Origin of the sequence: Micrococcus cohnii (assembly GCF_014205175.1) — a bacterium.
Lineage (GTDB): Bacteria > Actinomycetota > Actinomycetes > Actinomycetales > Micrococcaceae > Micrococcus > Micrococcus cohnii.
Window position 1 is genome coordinate 1465484 of record NZ_JACHNA010000001.1, and the last position, 17079, is coordinate 1482562.

Below are 17079 nucleotides of genomic sequence, written 5' to 3' on the forward strand. Positions count from 1 at the left end.
GCCTAGACTCGGCCGCATGAGCACCCCGCAGACCGACGCCGACCGCTTCCCCGTCCCCGAGAAGGTCTCCGACGTCTTCGACCCGCAGCGCTGGCGCGTCGTCGAGGGCTTCGACTTCGAGGACATGACCTACCACCGTCAGGTCGAGCGCGACGCCGAGGGCCGCTGGGTGCGTGACCTGCCCACCGTGCGCATCGCCTTCGACCGTCCCGAGGTCCGCAACGCGTTCCGCCCGGGCGCCGTCGACGAGCTCTACCGCGCCCTCGACCACGCCCGCATGACCCCTGACGTCGGCACGATCCTGCTCACCGGCAACGGCCCCTCCCCCAAGGACGGCGGCCACGCGTTCTGTTCCGGCGGCGACCAGCGCATCCGCGGACGCGACGGCTACCGCTACGCCGAGGGCGACACGGCCGAGACGATCGACCCGGCCCGCGCCGGCCGCCTGCACATCCTTGAGGTGCAGCGGCTCATGCGCACCGCCCCGAAGGCCGTGATCGCCGTCGTCAACGGCTGGGCGGCCGGCGGCGGCCACTCACTCCACGTCGTCGCGGACCTGACGCTCGCCTCCCGCGAGCACGGCCGATTCAAGCAGACCGACGCCACGGTCGGCTCCTTTGACGCCGGCTACGGCTCGGCGCTGCTGGCCCGTCAGGTGGGCCAGAAGCGGGCCCGGGAGATCTTCTTCACCGCCCGCGAGTATTCGGCGGAGGACATGGTCGCCATGGGCGCCGTGAACGAGGCGGTGGACCACGAGCGGCTCGAGGAGGTCGCGCTCGAGTACGCGGCGGACATCAACGCACAGTCCCCGCAGGCGCTGCGCATGCTCAAGTTCGCGTTCAACCTGCCCGACGACGGCATGAACGGCCAGCAGGTGTTCGCCGGCGAGGCCACCCGCATGGCCTACATGACGGACGAGGCCGTCGAGGGCCGGGACGCGTTCCTGCAGAAGCGTGACCCGGACTGGTCGGCGTTCCCCTATTACTTCTGAGACCCGGCGCACAGCGGGGCACCATGGTGGTCAGGCCACGGCTATCCTCGGACGCGACCGGCCGGGCCCGCTGGCCGACGTGACCTCCGGAAGGCTCCCCCGATGCTCGACCTGCTGCAGCAGCAGCCGCTGCTGGTCCTCCTGGCCACCATCGCCGCCGGTGCCGCCGTCGGCGCGATCCCCGTGGGTCCGCTGCGCTTCGGCGCGGCGGGCGCCCTGTTCGTCGGTCTGCTCGTCGGTGCGCTGCTGCCCGAGGTCGGACCGCAGCTGGGCCTGTTCCAGAACTTCGGCCTCGCCCTGTTCGCCTACGTGATCGGTCTGGGGGCCGGCAAGGTGTTCTTCCGTGACCTGCGCCGCAACGCTCCCCTGATGCTCGCCTCCATCGCGGTGATCGCCGTGACGGCGGTGACGGTGCGTCCGCTGGCCGCCGTGCTCGACCTCGACCTGCCCACCGCGATCGGCGTGTGGGCCGGTTCACTCACCGCGACGCCCGCCATGGCCCTGGCCGGTGACCTCACCGACAGCCCCGATCCGGCGGTGGGCTACGGCCTGTCCTATCTGGTGGGCGTGATCGGCACGATCCTGATGATCATGGCCTTGGCGTCCCGTCCCTGGTCCTCAGCCCCCCGCGACCCCGCCTCCACCTCCGACGGCAAGCTGAAGTTCCGGGCCGCCACGGCCCACGAGGAGATCGCCGTCCAGGACATCCCCGGTGTCGCCGAGCGGCGCGTGCGCGTCGTGGCGGTCAACCGACGCGGCCGCGTCCGGCTGCTCTCCGCCGCGGAGCTCATCCGCCCCGGCGACCGAGTCGTGCTCGACGGCACCTCGGACAGTGTCTCCACCGCCGTTGAGGCCTTCGGGAGCCTGACCAAGGAGACCCCCGGGGCGATCATGCAGACCGTGCACGTGGCCATGATCATTGTGACGGCACGCGAGCTCGCGGATCGGCGGCTCGGGCATCTGGCCCTGCGGGAGCGCTTCGGCGCCCAGGTGGCCCGGCTGCGCCGCAGCGACGTGGAGTCCCTGGCCGCCCCGGAGACCGAGCTGAAGGTCGGCGACCGCGTGCTGGTGGTCGCCCCGTACCGTCGCATGGAGGCGGTGCGCGACTTCTTCGGCAACTCGATGCGCGGCCTCTCCGACCTCGACTGGGTGTCACTCGGGGTGGGCATGAGCATCGGCTATCTGGTCGGCATGATCACGCTGCCCCTGCCCGGCGGGGCGTCGTTCGCATTGGGCTCGGCGGCGGGGACGCTCGTAACCGGCCTGGTCCTGGGCGCCGTCGGCCGCACGGGACAGACCGTCTGGGAGCTGTCCACCGAGATCAACCTGACGCTGCGACAGTTCGGCCTCATGCTGTTCCTCGGAGCCGTGGGCCTGGCCTCCGGCCCGGCCTTCGTGGAGACCGTCGTGACCCCCGTCGGGCTGCGCTCGATCGGCATGGCCGCACTGATCACTGCGCTCACCGCCTGCCTGCTGATTCTCGCCGCGCGCCTGCTCGGGCAGTCCGTCGAACGCACCTACGGCGCGATGGCGGGCATCACCGGGCAGCCCGCGATCCTCGACTTCGCGCTCTCACGCACCAACGACCCCCGCGTGACCGAGGGCTACGCCCAGCTGTTCGCGCTGATCATGGTCGTCAAGATCGTGGTGGTCCCGTTCCTGTTGTGACCCCGGCGTCGCCGGGACCGGCCACTCGAGCGACCCCTCACTAGACTCGAGGCATGACTTTGTCCCCCTCCGAGCTGCGCACGGTGCACCGCGCCCTGGCCGCCGCCGTCGACGGCTCCGGCGACCCCGTCGAGCTGACCGAGTCCGGTGAGGCGCTCCCCCGCCCCGAGGCCCGCCATCCGCGCCGGGGCGGTCATCCGGACGCGGCCGCCGTCGTGCGGACCTCAGGGTCGACGGGGACGCCGAAACAGATCGTGCTGACCCGCGCCGCGCTGCAGGCCTCGGCGGCGGCCACAGCCGAGCGGCTCGGCGGGGCGGGGACATGGCTGCTGGCCGTGGGTGTCCACTACGTGGCCGGGCTCGCTGTCCTCTCCCGGTCGATCGTCGCGGGCACGCAGCCGGTCGCGATGCGTCCGGGGCCGTTCACCGTCGAAGCCTTCGCCGATGCCGCCGATCGCCTGCCCGCGCACGGCCCCCGCTACGTCTCGCTCGTGCCCACCCAGCTGGCCCGGCTGCTGGCCGATGGCGCCGACCCGGCAGGCTCCGACGCCCTGCGCGGCTTCGACCGGGTGCTGGTCGGCGGGGCACGCCTCGACCCGGGCCTGCGCCGCCGCGCCGAGGACGCCGGCGTGCGCGTCACCGCGACCTACGGGATGGCCGAGACGTGCGGCGGCTGCGTCTACGACGGCGTGCCGCTACCCGGAGTGCGAGTGGAGACCGTCCCGATCCGCCGGGGCTCCGCCCTGCCCGGCGTGCCCCGAAGCGATCAGCCCCGGCCCGACGCCGCGGCCCCGGGTGCGCCCGCCCTCGAGCGCGTGCGCCTGGCCGGGCCCATGGTCGCCGCCGGGTACCTCGACGACCTGACCCGCACGGTCGCGCATTTCGGCGTGTCCGACGGGGTGCCCACGTTCCTGACCGAGGACACGGGCCGGCTCGTCTGGCCGGACGCGAGTGACGACTCCGGGGCACCGGTCCTCGAGGTCACCGGCCGGCTCGACGACGTGCTCATCACCGGAGGCGTGAAGGTCTCGGCGGCCGCCGTGCAGGCCGTGCTCGAGTCGGATCCTGGCGTCGCACAGGCGCACGTGGCCGGGGTGCCCGACGAGCACTGGGGCCAGCGGGTCAGCGCGGCATTCGTTCCCGCCGGCGACGTCCCGGACGACGAGGGCCCCGAGCTCGCCCGGCTGACCGAGCGGGCCGGGGCACTCGTGCGCGAACGGCTCGGCGCGGCCGCCGTCCCCAAGACCTGGCTCGCACTGCCGCAGCTGCCCCGGCTGAGCACGGGCAAGACGGACCGCCGTCGGGTGGCCGAGCTGCTGGCCGAGCGCGCGTCCGGCACGGACGCCGAACGGTGAGCACCCGCGTGGGACAATGGCCACGGCCCGCCGTGCTCGGGTCCGTCGTCATCAGCTCGTGAAGGAGTCCCGCACCCCATGGCCACCATGCACCAGTGGATCGCCGCCGCCCGCCTGCGCACCCTGCCCATGGCGGTCGCGCCGGTCGTCGTCGGCTCGGCGGCGGCCGCGCTGCTCGACGCGTTCCACCCGGGCCGGGCGCTGCTCGCCCTGATCGTCGCGCTGGCCCTGCAGATCGGTGTGAACTACGCGAACGACTACTCGGATGGCGTCCGCGGCACCGACGACGACCGCGTCGGCCCCTTCCGGCTGACCGCCTCCGGTGCGACGGACGCGAAGAACGTCAAGCATGCCGCCTTCACGTGCTTCGGCCTCGCGATGCTCGCCGGGCTCGTGCTCGTCGCCCTGGCCGGAACGTGGTGGATGCTCCTGCTCGGGGCCGCCTCGGTCGCCGCGGCCTGGTACTACACCGGCGGCAAGAAGCCATACGGGTACATGGGCCTGGGCGAGGTGTTCGTGTTCGTGTTCTTCGGGCTCGTCGCGACCCTCGGCACCACCTACACACAGGCGCTCGAGTTGCATCCGGCGGCGTGGGTTGGGGCCGTTTCCTGCGGCCTGTTCTCCACGGCGCTGCTGATGGCCAACAACATCCGGGACATCCCGACGGACCGGCAGGTCGGCAAGATGACCCTCGCGGCCCGGCTGGGTGAGACGCCCGCACGGTGGTCCTACGTCGCGATGATGGCGGTCGCCACGGTGCTGCCCCTGCTGCTGCTCGGTGAGACGGGCTGGTTCGCGCTGACGCTGCTCTCGGCGGCCCTGGCGTGGATCCCGTGCCGGAAGGTGCTCACCGCGCGCCACCCGCGCCAGCTGATCCCGGTGCTCAAGGCGACCTCGACGGTCGGCATGGCCTTCACCCTGCTGTTCCTCGTGGCCGTGCTGCTGCACCGCTGAGCGGCACGGCGAGGCGCCGGGCTCACGGACACGCCGGGCTCACTCGCGGTAGCGGCCCTGAGTGTAGGCGTCCTCGGCGTCGGCGTCCGCCTGCTCGGTGCGGCCCCGGCGGCCAGGGCGGCCGGCCCACGCCTCGTTCAGCTGGCTCGTGGCGGAGCGGCGCAGCCGGTCGAGGAACAGATAGCTGATCGCGAAGGTCAGCACGGTCGCCACGATCACGGCGACAAGGAAGCCGGTGCCCAGCCACAGGCACAGGCCCCACACGGCGGCGAAGATCGCGAGCCGGACGAGTCCGTAGAGAAGAATGCGCACCGTGTCAGTTTAGGCGGTCCCGGCCCGGCCCCGCGGGCCGGGACCGCCTCCTAGACTGGGTCGATGGTCCGCTTCCTCGTCCCCGCCGCGATCGTGCTCGTCGCCCTGACGCTCTACGCTCTGTTCGAGTCGCTGCTGACGCCCGCCCACCGCGTGCGCGCCCTGCCGAAGTGGGCGTGGGTGCTCGTCGTGCTCGTCGTGCCTCTCGTGGGGCCGCTGCTGTGGCTCACGCTCGGCCGGGCGCAGCGTCACGTCGATCGGCCCGGGACGCGTTCGAGCGCCCCCGACGACGACGAGGAGTTCCTGCGTGGGCTGCGCGAGCAGAGGCGTCGGGAGCGCCGCGAGGACGGCCCGGCGGACGGCACCGAGCGTTGAGACGCGGTCAGCCCCGCACCTCGAGGTGCTCTCGCGCCCAGAGGTTCATCGCCGCCCTGATGACCTCTGCGTTCTCCCTGCCGCCGTAGACCACGGAGAATCTCTCGTCCGCGACATAGAGGTCCGCCAGGCCCCGGTAGGCGTCGGCGTCGGGCACGCGCCCGCCCCACCAGTCGGCGACCCACCGGTGATGCACGGCGATCAGGGCCTGGAGACGCACCCCTGCCGGGTCCTCCCCTTGCGTCGCGGCGTCACGCAACGCGGCCGTGAGATCGCGGGTGCGTTCCTCCTCGGAGCGTCGCCGCTCCGCGGTCATGCCTCCGTGCCGGCGTGCGCCGCGCTCCCACGCGTCGTCGCCCCAGCGCCGCCGCACCTCGGTCTCGAAGCGGGTCGGGTCGGCCCCCGCAAAGACGTCGTCGATGTCCATGCCCGTCCCCTTCCTGAAGCTCTCCAGCGCATGCTGCACGCGGATGATCTGCGCGTCCGTGCGTGCGCGACGGCGCTGCAGCTCCACCAGATGGGCACCCATCGTGTCTTCCAGCGACAGCCCCTCATCAAGCATCAGCCGGATGCTCTCCAGAGGAAGGTCGAGGTCGCGCAGGGACAGGATGCGGTACAGGCGCGACAGCTCAGCCTCGCTGTAGCGGCGGTGACCGTTCGAGCCGAGACTCGAAGGCTGCAGCAGCCCGATCTGTTCGTAGTGGCGCAGGGCCCGGCTCGTCAGCCCGCTTGCCCGGGCGACATCCGTGATGGACCACTCCCCCGGCCCGCGAGGACGCCCGGACCGGTCAGGCATCGGCGTGGCCCTGACTCAGATCCCGGGACCGGGTCGGACGATCGAAGACGCCGACAATCTGCTGGGCCGCCCACTCCTGCGCGGCATCAGCGTCGGCCTGTCGCGGGGCGGTCAGCGTCGTGGTGTTGCCGTCCCGGTCGGTGAACGTGAGGTCGGTCGAGAACCACGGGGTGTCGACGGGACCGGTCACCTCTGCTCCCGCCTGACGCAGCTGCTCCGCCACCGCGGCAAGGTCGACGTCCCCCGCGGCGAAGGACGCGCTCGTCGTCCCGGTGACGGGCTCGCCCGATGCCAGCAGCACGTCCTGGTGCCGCTGACGACGCAGATGGACGACGGCCGGAACGCCGTCCGGGCCCGGGACCGTCGCCAGCACGGCGAATCCTGCCGCGGCGTACAGGCCCTCGGCGGCGTCGAGATCCCGCACCGTGTAGGTCACGAACATGGGCATGAGGTACACGGAGCGATCGATCTCCAGCATGGTGTTCTCAGTCATGCGCGCCACGATGCCGGTTGACGCGACGGCAGACGCAAGCCGGCCGCCCAGTGCGTCAGCTCGGCAGCCCCGCGTACGAGTGCAGTCCCGGGAAGTACGTGTTGACGATCGTGTAGTTGAACACGATGCAGGAGAAGCCGATGATCGACAGCCAGGCCGAGCGCACACCCGTCCAGCCGCGGGTGGCGCGTGCGTGCATGTAGGCGGCGTAGACCACCCAGATCACGAACGACCAGACCTCCTTGGTGTCCCAGTTCCAATAGCGGCCCCACGAAGCCTCGGCCCAGATGGCGCCGGCGATCACCGTGAAGGTCCACATCACGAAACCCACCGCGTTGATGCGGTAGGACCAGTTCTCGAGGGCGCCGGCGCTGGGCACCAGCCGCAGGAACGACCACGTCCGCCGGCCCTCGGCAGCCCGCCGCGCGGCGTTGTGCTGCAGCAGCTGCAGGATCGCCATCGCCGTGGTCAGGGTGAACAGAGCGGTCGCGAGCACAGCGATCGAGACGTGAATGACAAGCCACGGGGACTGCAGCGGCGGCTGCAGGTGGCCCACGGGCGTCGGGAAGCCCATCGTCGCGGCGCACATCATGGCCACCACCAGTCCCAAGACGAACGTGCCGACGAAGCGCAGGTCCTTGCGGAACAGGAACGCCAGGTACACGGTGATCACCAGCACCGCACCGGTGGTCATGAACTCGTAGAGGTTGCCCCAGGGCACGCGGCTGGCGGCGATGCCTCGAGCGATCACGGCGAACGCGTGCAGCGCCCAACCGACGCCCGTCACGGCCACCGCGACGTTCGCCAGCGGACGCCGGCCGGTGCCCGTGTACTCCATGTCGTCGTCGACGAGCTCAGCCTGCGCCTCGTCCGCCCCGCGTGCCGGCAGGCCTGAGGCCTCGCGTTCATCGGCGAGCTCCCGTTCGAGCCGGGCGATCGTCGAGGAGGAGACCGCCATGTCGATGGCGAACAGGATGAACGCGCCCGCGTAGACCAGGGCGGCGATGAGCATGAACAGGTCGGAGTACGACGCCAGCTGCTCGTTGACGGGGGCCGTCGGGTTGAACATGGTCAGTCACCAGATCCTTCGGGGGCGGGGGTCGTGGGAGCATCGGTCGTCGCGGCGGGGCGGGTCCGGTCCTCGGCGTCCGGCGCCCGCACGGGCCACATCTTCTCCATCGCGGCGCGCAGGGCGACGTTCTCCGCGCGCAGCCCAGACTCTTCACCCCGGGCCAACAGGGCGTAGTCGACGCGGGTGCGGCCGTGCTCGTCACGGTCGGCGCGCACCCACACCCGGCGGCGGCGCACGAACAGGCTGATGCCCAGTCCCAGCAGCGCCAGGCCGGCGAACACGCCCACGCCCCACTTGCCCGGGTCATGGTGGATGTCGAGGCCGACATAGCGGCGCACGCCGTCGAAGCTGATCGACCCCTTCCCCTCGGGCAGCTCGTAGGTCTCCCCCGGGGACAGCGTGATGCCGCCGTTCTCGTTCTTGCGGCTGTTCAGCTCGGTCATGTTCTCCGTGTCCAGCACGTACACGTTCTGCGGACGGCCGTCGTCGAGGCCGAGGTCGCCGTGATACGAGTTCAGGATCAGCTGCGGATTCAGCAGCTCGGGGTCCGCGGACACCGCCACTCCGTCGCCGCCGTCGACGGCTGCGGGCAGGAACAGCCCGACGAAGCCGAGCTGGTCCGGGGCAGCGTCGGGAACCTTGATGACGGCCGTCGAGGTGAACACCTGATCCTGCACCCGCGTGACGACCGGGCCCTGATAGGCGACGTCGCCGTTGCCGTCGCGGACCGTCACGACGGGCGCATAGCCGTTGCCGACCAGGTACACGCGCACCCCGTGGATACTCAGCGGGTAGTTCACCTTGAGCTGCTCGGTCCGGGCGGGCTCGCCGGGGGCCTCGCGGACCTTCATCGTCGCGGTGTAGTCCAGCGGCTGGCCGTAATGCGATTCGGACTGCCGGTCGAACTCGACTTCGAACGATTCGAGGGAGAGCGAGAACGGCTGCAGCTGCTCCGCGTCGAACCTCGTGCCGGGGGTGAAGGAGTCATAGGCGACGAGATTGTTCGCGAACCCCTCCCCCTCGACGATGATCTTCTGGCCCGAGTACTTCGTCATGCCGCCGTAGGCCATGAACACCAGCACGCCGATCAGCGAGAAATGGAACAGGATGTTGCCGACCTCGCGCAGGTAGCCGCGCTCGGCCGCCACAGAGCGACCGCCGGGCCCGTCCACGACGCGCGTGCGGTACCGGCGGCGCGACAGCCACGCCCGGGCCTGGGCGACGGCCTCATCGGGGTCCGGCCCGTCCTGTTCGAGCACGACGACGCCGGATTCGGCGAACCGGTCCAGGCGCTTCGGGGTCGCCGGAGGTGGGTTCCGCATCGCCCGGACGTGGTGCAGCGCGCGGGGCAGCACGCAGCCGACGAGCGAGACGAACAGCAGCAGGTAGATCGCCGAGAACCACACCGAGGTGTACACGTCGAAGAACTGCAGGGCGTCCAGCACCGGCCCCCAGAACGGGTTGTCCTCGATCCACTGGTCGACGACCTCGGGACCGGCCCGCCGCTGCGGCACGAGGGAGCCCGGCACGGCGGCCACCGCCAGCAGCAGCAGGAGCATCAGCGCGGTGCTCATGCTGGTCAGCTGCCGCCAGGCCCAGCGGGCCATCCCCACGGCCCCGAGACGGGGCTGGGCGACGTCGGTGCGGTGCGCGGCTCGCGAGCTCACAGGGGCAGCCTCACTTCGTTCTGGAACCAGGTCTGCAGCTGAATCATCCATGCGTTCCACAGGCCCGTGACCATGAGCAGGCCCAGCACGATCAGCAGGACCCCGCCCACGCGCACCACGGCGACCCGGTGGCGGCGGAAGAACGTCATGGCCTTCTGGCCGCGCTCGATGCCGAACGCGATCAACACGAACGGGATGCCCAGGCCCAGACAGTAGACAAAGGCCAGCAGGGCCCCGCGTTCGACCGTCCCCGAGGCCGCCGTGGACATCGCGAGCACCGCGGACATCGTCGGGCCGATGCAGGGGGCCCAGCCCAGTCCGAACGTCATGCCGAGGAAGGGCGCGCCGAGCAGGCCCGCCGCCGGCTTGGCGTGGATGCGACGCTCGGTCTGGAAGCGGTCGAGCCCGCCCATGAACACCACGCCCATCAGGATCACGACGGCGCCGAGCACGGGGGTGACCCAGTCTCCGTTGCGCCGGAACCAGAGCATGGCCTGCGTGAACAGGATGCTGAACACCACGAACACGACGGCGAAACCGAGGACGAACAGCACGGCGGCGAGCACCATGCGGCTGCGGCGACGCTGCTCGAGCGCGGTGCCGGACATGCCCGTCATATACCCCAGGTAGCCGGGCACGAGCGGCAGCACACACGGCGAGAGGAATGAGATCAGGCCGGCCAGCAGCGCGATGGGGGCCGCCACGAGCAGCGACCCGTCGTTGACCAGCTCGGCGAAGGGGTTGTTCTGCATGGCTGGGGCGTCACTGCTCCGACTCGTCGACGACGCTCGTCAGCAGCGCCTTGAGCGTGGACTCCTCCGCCGCACCGAGCACGCGGGCGGCGACCCGTCCCTGGGCATCGAGCACGAGGGTCGAGGGCACCGCCTGCGGCGGCACATAGTCGGTCATGGCCAGCAGCACCTCGCCGCGCACGTCCTCGATGGACGGGTACGGGATCTCGAAGCGACGCTCGAACGCCTGCGCGGTGGTGGCGGTGTCACGCACGTTGACCCCGACGAACTGCACACCCTTGGGCTCGAACTGGTCGTGGAGCGCGACCAGGTGGGGCGCTTCGACGCGGCACGGCGCGCACGCGGCGTACCAGAAGTTCAGCAGCGCGGGAGCCCCGCGCAGGGACTCGCCGGTGATCGTCTCGCCGTCGAAGAGCGTCGCCTCGAACTCGACGGGCTCCGAGCGCTTGTCCGGGGCGTACTCCGCGACGGAGCCGTCACCGGCGATGTAGTTCTTGCCGTCCGCGTTGCCAGCCTGGGCTGCCAGGTCGTCGTCCTCGTTCCCCGAGCACGCCGCGAGCAGCGGCGCCGCAGCGGCCAGGCCGAGCCCGGCGAGCACGCGACGACGAGCCGGGACAACGGCGGAACGCAGAGGCGCACCGCGGTGCGGACGAGGCTGAGCAGGCATGGAGGACACTCACTCCCAGACGGGTCGGGGGCACGACGAGGGGGTCTATCAATGGTACGCCCCACCCCCGACCCTGATGGAATCCTGAGCGCTGAGGATCGATCGGAGCCGACGCCCCGCGCGGCCAGCTCGACGCCTGCCTCCCGGGCGGGGCGAGCGGCTCAGGCGCCGGGCAGATTCGCGGCGTGGGCGAGCAGCTCCTGGTTCGGCTCGTGATACTCGACGCGCGGCACCGAGGCGCCCTGCTCGAAGACGAGCGAGGTGACCGAGGTCAGGGTGCACTCACGCTGGCGCGGGTCATGGGCGAGCGGACGCCCCTCGGTGGCCAGGCGGGTGACCCAGATCGGCAGCTGGTGGGAGACGAGGATCGCCTCGGCGCCCGGGCCGAGGGTGTCGACGGCGACCTCCCGCGAGCGCTGGACGACCTCGACCATGCGGGCCACCTGCTGCGTGTAGGGCTCCCCCCATGACGGCCGCGCGGGGTTGCGCAGCTTGGGCCACAGACGCGGGCTGCGCTTGAGGGTGGCAGCCACCTGCGACATGCCTTCGAAATCGTTCTCCGCCTCGATCAGGCCCGGCTCGGTCTCGAGCTTGTTGCCGAAGACCGCAGCGATCGGCGCCGCGGTCTGCTGGGCCCGAAGCAACGGGGACGCGGCGACGATCGCCGGCTGGCGCTGCAGCTGATTGGCCCGGTGCATGAACCACTCCGCGACGGACTCGGCCATCTGGTGGCCGAGATCGGAGAGCCCGAAGCCGGGCAGCCGCCCGTAGAGGACCTTGTCAGGGTTGTGGACTTCGCCGTGACGAACCAGGTGCACCGTGGCCAGAACGCTCATGCGGCCAGTGTGCCATGCCCCCGATGCGCCCCGGCCGCGGCACCGGCCGCCGTATGCGGGCGATACCGTGGGGCACGAGCAGCACACCGGTCCGACTCGTCACGAAAGCAGGCCCGTCCATGGCTTCCCACTCCAACCCCTACGGCGGCGGCCCCGTGCCGCGCGTGCCCACCCCCGAGGACCAGGCCCCCTACGGCCGTCCCCCACAGGATCGCCCCCACGGTGCAGCAGAGCACCCAGCGCCGGGCGCGTCGCCGCACGCTCCCGCGCCCGGAACCGGCCCGGCCGGCGGCCCGTGGCAGAGCGCCGCGGGGCCGACCGCCCAGCACGGGCCGGGCCAGCCGCCGCACGGGACGGATGGCTGGACCGTCCCCGAACCGTCTCGACCCCGGTCGATCACCCTCGCGTTCTGGCTGATCGTGGCCTCCGGCCTGGTGATGACGCTGACGACGGTGCTGAGCGGTGTGCTCTCGCAGACCCCTGAGGGCGAACGCATGGTCCGTGAACAGGCCCGCGCGGGCCTGGAGAGCACTGGCGGCGGACTCACCGCCGCCCAGCAGGAGCAGTACCTCGACGCTATGGTCCCGCTGATGGGCGTGGGCACCATCGTGATGGGGCTGATGATGCTCGCGGTGTTCCTGCTCGTCGCGTTCGGCGTGCGCCGCGGCGCCCGCGCGGCCCGCGTCACCGCAGCGGTGTTCAGCGCGCTGAGCGTCCTGGTGATCCTCGGCTCACTGCTGCTGGGCCAGATCTCGCCGCTGGACCTGCTCTGGGTCGCCCTCGGCGTCGCCGGCGTCGTCATGGCGTTCCGCCCGGAGGCGACCGAGTACATGCGCCAGAAGGCCTGGCAGAAGTTCCATCGTCGACAGGCCGCGATGGGGGCCGTCCCGCCAACGGGACCGTCGTCCGGGCCGCAGGGCTGAGGCTCAGCCGCGCAGCAGACGCTCGAGCCGCGCGGGGTCCACGCGCCAGAAGTCGCGCTGGACCCCGTCGACGAACAGCACCGGAACCTCCTCGAGGTGGCGCTCCAGCAGGTCGGGGCGCTCAGCGCCGTCGACCGTCTCCCACGGCTCGTCGAGTCGGGAGCACACCTGCCGGACCGTCTCCACGGCCTGCTCACACAGGTGGCAGCCGTCCTTGACGAGCAGCGCGACGCGAGGGGCCGAACGAGCGGAGGAGTCGGTGGCGGTCATGCCCCCATGCTAGGGCCGGACGCAGACGAGGCCGCCTCCGGCGAACCGGAGACGGCCTCGTGGACGCTCACAGGGAGCAGGTCACTTCTTGTTGCGGCGCTGGTGGCGAGTCTTGCGAAGCTGCTTGCGGTGCTTCTTCTTCGACATGCGCTTGCGGCGCTTCTTGATCACAGATCCCATGGGGGCTCCTTGCATCGGGGTGTAGGTCGGCGGACCGTGGCCTGCCGGTGACGCTGAGCCCTCTCGGCCCAGGCCGTCCGACTCCACGCCGTCACGCTCGGGCCCTGCTCGGGCTCCGGGCCGTCAGCGGGCGCCGACCCGCATTCCACCGGGTGTGGAACGCTCGGAAAACGTTCTCGGCCACAATACCGGCCAGGCCGACCCCGGCGCGAATCGCCCCATTCGACCCGTGTTCACGCAGTTCGCCTCAGTCGAACCAGGGGTCAAGCCCGTGATACGGGAAGACCTCCTTGCGGGTGGCCATGATCGCCTGGTCCACCGGATCGGCCGGGTCGTAGCCGACCTCCCAGGACCGCCACCACACGTCGGCCCCCTCCCCCATCGTGCGCGGGATCCGCGCGGCGTCCTCGCCCTCGCCGGTCAGGGACATGTCGCACTCGACCTGATCCGGCCCGAGCCCGCGAACGTGCTCGATCCACTCGTCCGGGACGGGCGCGTCCACGGGGATCGGCGCGCCGACGGCCGCGGCCACCAGATGCGTCCACACCCGCGGGACCACCTTGAGCGGGTTGTATCCGCCGCCGCCCGTGGCGATCCACCGGCCCTCGGCGAACTGCTCGGCCCAGTCGGCGACGTCGAGCGCCAGCCGCCGTTGCCCGTCCACGCTCAGCCGCAGGTCTGCCAGCGGATCGTCGGCGTGGGCGTCGCAGCCGTGCTGGCTGACGATCACCTGCGGCCGGAAGGCGCGCAGCAGCTGCGGGACGACGGCGTTCACCGCACGCAGGAAGCCCGCGTCCCCCGTGCGGGCAGGCACCGCCACGTTCACGGCGGTGCCGAGCGCCTCCGGCCCGCCGACCTCGTTCGCGAAGCCGGTGCCGGGGAAGAGGGAGAAACCGGTCTCATGCACGGAGATCGTGAGCACGCGCGGGTCGTCGTAGAAGATCGACTGCGTGCCGTCGCCGTGATGGGCGTCGACGTCGAGGTACACGACACGCTCGGCCCCGGCGTCCAACAGGTGACGGATGCCCAGGGCGCAGTCGTTGTAGATGCAGAAGCCCGAGGCCTTCGCGGCGGCCGCGTGGTGCATGCCGCCGGCGAAGTTCACGGCGCGCCGAACCTGCCCCGACCAGACCGCCCGGGCCGCCGCGAGCGTGCCCCCGGCCAGGCGGGCGGCGGATTCGTGCAGGTCCGGGAAGATCGGGCAGTCCTCGGTCCCGAGCCCACGCGGCTCGTCGGCGACACCGCGCTCGGCGGCGGCACGCACCGCGGCCACATAGGCGGGCTCGTGCACGCCGGCGAGCTGCTGATCGGTCGCCACCGGAGGCTCGATCACGCGCACATGCTCGGCCCGGAGCAGACCGAACGCCTCGACCAGCCGATGAGTCAGGTCCAGACGCAGCGGCGCCATGGGGTGCCGGTCGCTGAACCGGTACTGCAGCAGGTCGGGGTGCCAGACGATCGCCGTCGGCGCACTGCCCTGGGTCTCAGATGTGCCGTTCATCACCGGCCAGCCTACGACGTGGGGCCGAGTACGCTACGTGCTGGACTCTTCGTGACCGCGGGCCGAGCGGTCCTGCCCGAGTCCGCCCGCCGTGGAAGGAAGGTGCGCGTCGTGGCTCGACCCGTCCCACCCTGGCGAACCCTGCCCCGACCGCGTGCAGACCGCATCGCTCGGCCCCGCACCCGCTCCACGCGGCCGCTCGGCGCCTCCTCGCTCGAGCACGCCTCGGGCATCCGGCGCCTGTACCGGCGGGCCCGCGATGAGGTCGGCGCCGCCGCCGGCGGCTCCCCAGCCCGCACGGCCCTGCTCGCGTTCCTGCTGGTGAGTCTGTTCTTCACCACTCTGCTCTCCCTGCCGATCTCCTCGGCGTCGGGGAAGGTCACGCCGCTGCACGAGTCGATGTTCACCGCGGTTTCGGCGGTCTCGGTCACCGGTCTGACGGCCGTGAACACCGAGCAGCACTGGTCGACGGTCGGACACGTCGTCATCCTGGTGGCCATTCAGATCGGCGGCCTGGGCATCCTCTCGATGGCCTCCCTGCTGACGATGGCCGTCTCCCGGCACCTCGGACTGCGTTCGAAGCTGCTCACCCAGCAAAGCGGCATGACGACGGGGCATGTCGGCGAGATCTCCACGCTGTTGCGGGTCGTCGTCTCCTACGTCCTGGTGTGCGAGGCGCTCATGGCGCTCGTGCTGGTCCCCCGGTTCATGCTCGAGCGGGACTCCTGGCTCGAAGGCCTGTGGTTCGGCGTCTTCTACTCCGTCAGCGCCTTCAACAACGCCGGGTTCTCGCTGCATCCCGGCGGGCTGGTGGACGTGGCGCACGACCCGGTGATCCTCACGGCGATCTGTGCCGGCGTCTTCGCCGGGGCCCTGGGCTTCCCGGTCGTGATGGTCCTGAAGGAGAAGCATCTGCGCGTGCGCGCATGGAACCTGCACACCAAGCTGACCGTCGAGATCACCCTCGCCCTGCTGGTGCTGGGCACGGTGGGCCTGTTCGTCTTCGAGATGAACAACGAGGCGACCCGCGGCGGCATGGGCCTGCTCGACCAGATCGGACACGCACTGTTCTCCTCGGTGATGACCCGCTCGGGCGGGTTCAACATCGACGACACGAACGCCTACACCCCGGCCTCGTTGCTGCTGATGGACGCGCTGATGTTCGTCGGCGGCGGCGCGGCCTCGACCGCCGGCGGCATCAAGGTCACGACGTTCGCCGTCATGCTGCTGGCGATCGTCGCGGAGGCCCGCGGCGACAAGGAGGTCACGGCACACGGTCGCACTATCGCTCCGGAGACGCTGCGCGTGGCCATCGCCGTGCTCGCGCTCGGCTCGACCCTCGTCCTCGCGGCGACCATGGCCCTGGTCGCGATCACCGGTGAGTCGCTGCAGCGGCCGCTGTTCGAAGTGCTCTCCGCGTTCGGCACGTGCGGCCTGTCCGTGGGCGTCTCGGGCGAGGCGCCGCCGGCCGGCCAGTACCTGCTCACGGCCATGATGTTCGCCGGGCGCGTTGGTACGATCACGTTCGCCGCCGCGCTGGCCCTGCGCCAGCGCCGCGTGCTGTACCGCTACCCCGTCGAGAGGCCCATCCTTGGCTGATAAGCGCCGCACCGACCCGCACGCCCCCGTCCTGGTGATCGGCCTGGGGCGCTTCGGCGCGGCCACCGCGGAAGAACTCACCATGCAGGGACGCGAGGTCCTCGCGATCGAGAAGGACCCGACGCTGGTGCAGAAGTGGTCCTCACTCGTCACGCACGTCGTCGAGGCCGATGCGACCGACCCGGAGGCGCTGCGTCAGCTCGGCGCGCAGGACTTCTCGGCGGCCGTCGTCGGTGTGGGCACCTCGATCGAGTCCTCGGTGCTGATCACCGTGAACCTCGTGGACCTCGAGGTGCCGCACATCTGGGTCAAGGCGATCACGGCCCCGCACGGAAAGATCCTGCGACGCATCGGTGCGAACCACATCATCTTCCCCGAGCATGACGCGGGTGTGCGTGCCGCCCACCTGGTGAACGGGCGCATGCTGGACTTCATCGAGTTTGACGACGACTTCGCGATCGTGAAGATGCACCCGCCGACGGAGGTCGTGGGCTTCACCCTCACCGAATCGGACGTGCGCGCGAAGTACGGCGTGACGGTCGTCGGTGTGAAGACCCCGGGCGAGGACTTCACCTACGCGCAGAAGGACACCAAGGTCGGCCCGCGCGACACGCTGATCGTCTCGGGGCACACCGACCTGATCGAGCGCTTCGCCGCGCGGCCCTGAG

The 17079-nt window shown here is 71.2% G+C and carries 19 protein-coding genes; 8 read left to right on the plus strand and 11 right to left on the minus strand.

Features of this window, described 5'->3' with window-relative positions:
* The first annotated feature begins 16 nt into the window (after positions 1 to 16).
* The 4 genes from HDA30_RS06660 (at position 17) to HDA30_RS06675 (ending at position 4968) form a co-directional block, all read left to right on the plus strand.
* Entirely contained in the window at positions 17 to 991 is a 975-nt protein-coding gene (locus HDA30_RS06660; protein WP_158496511.1) for a 1,4-dihydroxy-2-naphthoyl-CoA synthase, read from the plus strand.
* Positions 992 to 1093: 102 nt separating this feature from the next.
* Positions 1094 to 2659, plus strand: a complete 1566-nt coding sequence (locus HDA30_RS06665) for an aspartate-alanine antiporter-like transporter (protein ID WP_184241453.1) — start codon at positions 1094 to 1096, stop codon at positions 2657 to 2659.
* Between the two features lie 53 nt (positions 2660 to 2712).
* On the plus strand, positions 2713 to 4014 hold the full coding sequence (locus HDA30_RS06670) for an AMP-binding protein (protein ID WP_184241454.1): 1302 nt from the start codon (positions 2713 to 2715) through the stop codon (positions 4012 to 4014).
* A 78-nt stretch (positions 4015 to 4092) separates the two neighbouring features.
* A complete protein-coding gene (locus tag HDA30_RS06675; RefSeq protein WP_184241455.1) occupies positions 4093 to 4968 on the plus strand; it encodes a 1,4-dihydroxy-2-naphthoate polyprenyltransferase in 876 nt (291 codons plus the stop codon).
* Between the two features lie 39 nt (positions 4969 to 5007).
* Here the strand turns inward: HDA30_RS06675 and HDA30_RS06680 are convergent, their stop codons facing one another.
* A complete protein-coding gene (locus tag HDA30_RS06680; RefSeq protein ID WP_158496507.1) occupies positions 5008 to 5280 on the minus strand; it encodes a DUF4229 domain-containing protein in 273 nt (90 codons plus the stop codon).
* A gap of 63 nt (positions 5281 to 5343) precedes the next feature.
* Here HDA30_RS06680 and HDA30_RS06685 point away from each other — a divergent pair, with 63 nt between their 5' ends.
* Positions 5344 to 5655, plus strand: a complete 312-nt coding sequence (locus HDA30_RS06685; RefSeq protein ID WP_184241456.1) for a PLDc N-terminal domain-containing protein — start codon at positions 5344 to 5346, stop codon at positions 5653 to 5655.
* A 7-nt stretch (positions 5656 to 5662) separates the two neighbouring features.
* On the opposite strand, the gene HDA30_RS06690 is transcribed toward HDA30_RS06685, so the two are convergent.
* The 7 genes from HDA30_RS06690 to HDA30_RS06720 all read right to left on the minus strand — a co-directional run bounded on the left by HDA30_RS06690 (position 5663) and on the right by HDA30_RS06720 (position 11938).
* A complete protein-coding gene (locus HDA30_RS06690) occupies positions 5663 to 6451 on the minus strand; it encodes a MerR family transcriptional regulator (protein ID WP_184241457.1) in 789 nt (262 codons plus the stop codon).
* Positions 6444 to 6944 carry a VOC family protein gene (locus HDA30_RS06695; protein WP_184241458.1) on the minus strand — a complete coding sequence of 167 codons (501 nt, stop codon included), beginning with the start codon at positions 6942 to 6944 and terminating at the stop codon, positions 6444 to 6446. Before HDA30_RS06695 ends, HDA30_RS06690 begins: the two co-directional genes overlap by 8 nt.
* A gap of 55 nt (positions 6945 to 6999) precedes the next feature.
* Complete coding sequence (gene ccsB / locus HDA30_RS06700; RefSeq protein ID WP_184241459.1) at positions 7000 to 8013, minus strand: c-type cytochrome biogenesis protein CcsB; 1014 nt, start codon at positions 8011 to 8013, stop codon at positions 7000 to 7002.
* Between the two features lie 2 nt (positions 8014 to 8015).
* Positions 8016 to 9683 carry a cytochrome c biogenesis ResB family protein gene (resB, locus tag HDA30_RS06705; protein WP_184241460.1) on the minus strand — a complete coding sequence of 556 codons (1668 nt, stop codon included), beginning with the start codon at positions 9681 to 9683 and terminating at the stop codon, positions 8016 to 8018.
* Positions 9680 to 10435 carry a cytochrome c biogenesis CcdA family protein gene (locus HDA30_RS06710; protein WP_184241461.1) on the minus strand — a complete coding sequence of 252 codons (756 nt, stop codon included), beginning with the start codon at positions 10433 to 10435 and terminating at the stop codon, positions 9680 to 9682. The genes resB and HDA30_RS06710 overlap by 4 nt, the downstream gene beginning before the upstream one ends.
* A 10-nt stretch (positions 10436 to 10445) precedes the next feature.
* Positions 10446 to 11102: a TlpA family protein disulfide reductase gene (locus tag HDA30_RS06715; RefSeq protein WP_184241462.1), complete on the minus strand. Its 657-nt coding sequence runs from the start codon at positions 11100 to 11102 to the stop codon at positions 10446 to 10448.
* A 161-nt stretch (positions 11103 to 11263) separates the two neighbouring features.
* Positions 11264 to 11938, minus strand: coding sequence for a histidine phosphatase family protein (locus tag HDA30_RS06720; RefSeq protein ID WP_184241463.1), 675 nt, complete (start codon positions 11936 to 11938; stop codon positions 11264 to 11266).
* A 119-nt stretch (positions 11939 to 12057) separates the two neighbouring features.
* Between HDA30_RS06720 and HDA30_RS06725 the strand changes: the two genes are divergently transcribed.
* Complete coding sequence (locus HDA30_RS06725) at positions 12058 to 12861, plus strand: hypothetical protein (protein WP_184241464.1); 804 nt, start codon at positions 12058 to 12060, stop codon at positions 12859 to 12861.
* Positions 12862 to 12864: 3 nt separating this feature from the next.
* Here the strand turns inward: HDA30_RS06725 and HDA30_RS06730 are convergent, their stop codons facing one another.
* From HDA30_RS06730 to HDA30_RS06740, 3 genes are all read right to left on the minus strand, one after another.
* Positions 12865 to 13131 carry a glutaredoxin family protein gene (locus tag HDA30_RS06730; RefSeq protein ID WP_158496497.1) on the minus strand — a complete coding sequence of 89 codons (267 nt, stop codon included), beginning with the start codon at positions 13129 to 13131 and terminating at the stop codon, positions 12865 to 12867.
* Positions 13132 to 13212: 81 nt separating this feature from the next.
* On the minus strand, positions 13213 to 13311 hold the full coding sequence (locus tag HDA30_RS06735) for a 30S ribosomal protein bS22 (protein WP_009882927.1): 99 nt from the start codon (positions 13309 to 13311) through the stop codon (positions 13213 to 13215).
* Positions 13312 to 13558: 247 nt separating this feature from the next.
* The gene (locus HDA30_RS06740) at positions 13559 to 14812 is read right to left on the minus strand and encodes an acetoin utilization protein AcuC (protein ID WP_158496496.1); all 1254 of its coding nucleotides are present in this window, start codon (positions 14810 to 14812) and stop codon (positions 13559 to 13561) included.
* A 165-nt stretch (positions 14813 to 14977) separates the two neighbouring features.
* On the opposite strand from HDA30_RS06740, the gene HDA30_RS06745 reads away from it, so the two are divergent.
* Positions 14978 to 16411, plus strand: a complete 1434-nt coding sequence (locus tag HDA30_RS06745; protein ID WP_262337800.1) for a TrkH family potassium uptake protein — start codon at positions 14978 to 14980, stop codon at positions 16409 to 16411.
* Complete coding sequence (locus HDA30_RS06750; protein ID WP_158496494.1) at positions 16404 to 17078, plus strand: potassium channel family protein; 675 nt, start codon at positions 16404 to 16406, stop codon at positions 17076 to 17078. Before HDA30_RS06745 ends, HDA30_RS06750 begins: the two co-directional genes overlap by 8 nt.
* The last annotated feature ends 1 nt before the right edge of the window (position 17079 follow it).

What these genes read in the sequence shown, in the direction of transcription:
- HDA30_RS06660 (WP_158496511.1), top strand. Translation starts at nt 17, where the DNA reads ATGAGCACCCCGCAGACCGACGCCGACCGCTTCCCCGTCCCCGAGAAG.
- HDA30_RS06665 (WP_184241453.1), top strand. Translation starts at nt 1,094, where the DNA reads ATGCTCGACCTGCTGCAGCAGCAGCCGCTGCTGGTCCTCCTGGCCACC.
- HDA30_RS06670 (WP_184241454.1), top strand. Translation starts at nt 2,713, where the DNA reads ATGACTTTGTCCCCCTCCGAGCTGCGCACGGTGCACCGCGCCCTGGCC.
- HDA30_RS06675 (WP_184241455.1), top strand. Translation starts at nt 4,093, where the DNA reads ATGGCCACCATGCACCAGTGGATCGCCGCCGCCCGCCTGCGCACCCTG.
- HDA30_RS06685 (WP_184241456.1), top strand. Translation starts at nt 5,344, where the DNA reads ATGGTCCGCTTCCTCGTCCCCGCCGCGATCGTGCTCGTCGCCCTGACG.
- HDA30_RS06690 (WP_184241457.1), bottom strand. Translation starts at nt 6,451, where the DNA reads ATGCCTGACCGGTCCGGGCGTCCTCGCGGGCCGGGGGAGTGGTCCATC.
- HDA30_RS06695 (WP_184241458.1), bottom strand. Translation starts at nt 6,944, where the DNA reads ATGACTGAGAACACCATGCTGGAGATCGATCGCTCCGTGTACCTCATG.
- ccsB (WP_184241459.1), bottom strand. Translation starts at nt 8,013, where the DNA reads ATGTTCAACCCGACGGCCCCCGTCAACGAGCAGCTGGCGTCGTACTCC.
- HDA30_RS06710 (WP_184241461.1), bottom strand. Translation starts at nt 10,435, where the DNA reads ATGCAGAACAACCCCTTCGCCGAGCTGGTCAACGACGGGTCGCTGCTC.
- HDA30_RS06715 (WP_184241462.1), bottom strand. Translation starts at nt 11,102, where the DNA reads ATGCCTGCTCAGCCTCGTCCGCACCGCGGTGCGCCTCTGCGTTCCGCC.
- HDA30_RS06720 (WP_184241463.1), bottom strand. Translation starts at nt 11,938, where the DNA reads ATGAGCGTTCTGGCCACGGTGCACCTGGTTCGTCACGGCGAAGTCCAC.
- HDA30_RS06725 (WP_184241464.1), top strand. Translation starts at nt 12,058, where the DNA reads ATGGCTTCCCACTCCAACCCCTACGGCGGCGGCCCCGTGCCGCGCGTG.
- HDA30_RS06730 (WP_158496497.1), bottom strand. Translation starts at nt 13,131, where the DNA reads ATGACCGCCACCGACTCCTCCGCTCGTTCGGCCCCTCGCGTCGCGCTG.
- HDA30_RS06735 (WP_009882927.1), bottom strand. Translation starts at nt 13,311, where the DNA reads ATGGGATCTGTGATCAAGAAGCGCCGCAAGCGCATGTCGAAGAAGAAG.
- HDA30_RS06740 (WP_158496496.1), bottom strand. Translation starts at nt 14,812, where the DNA reads ATGAACGGCACATCTGAGACCCAGGGCAGTGCGCCGACGGCGATCGTC.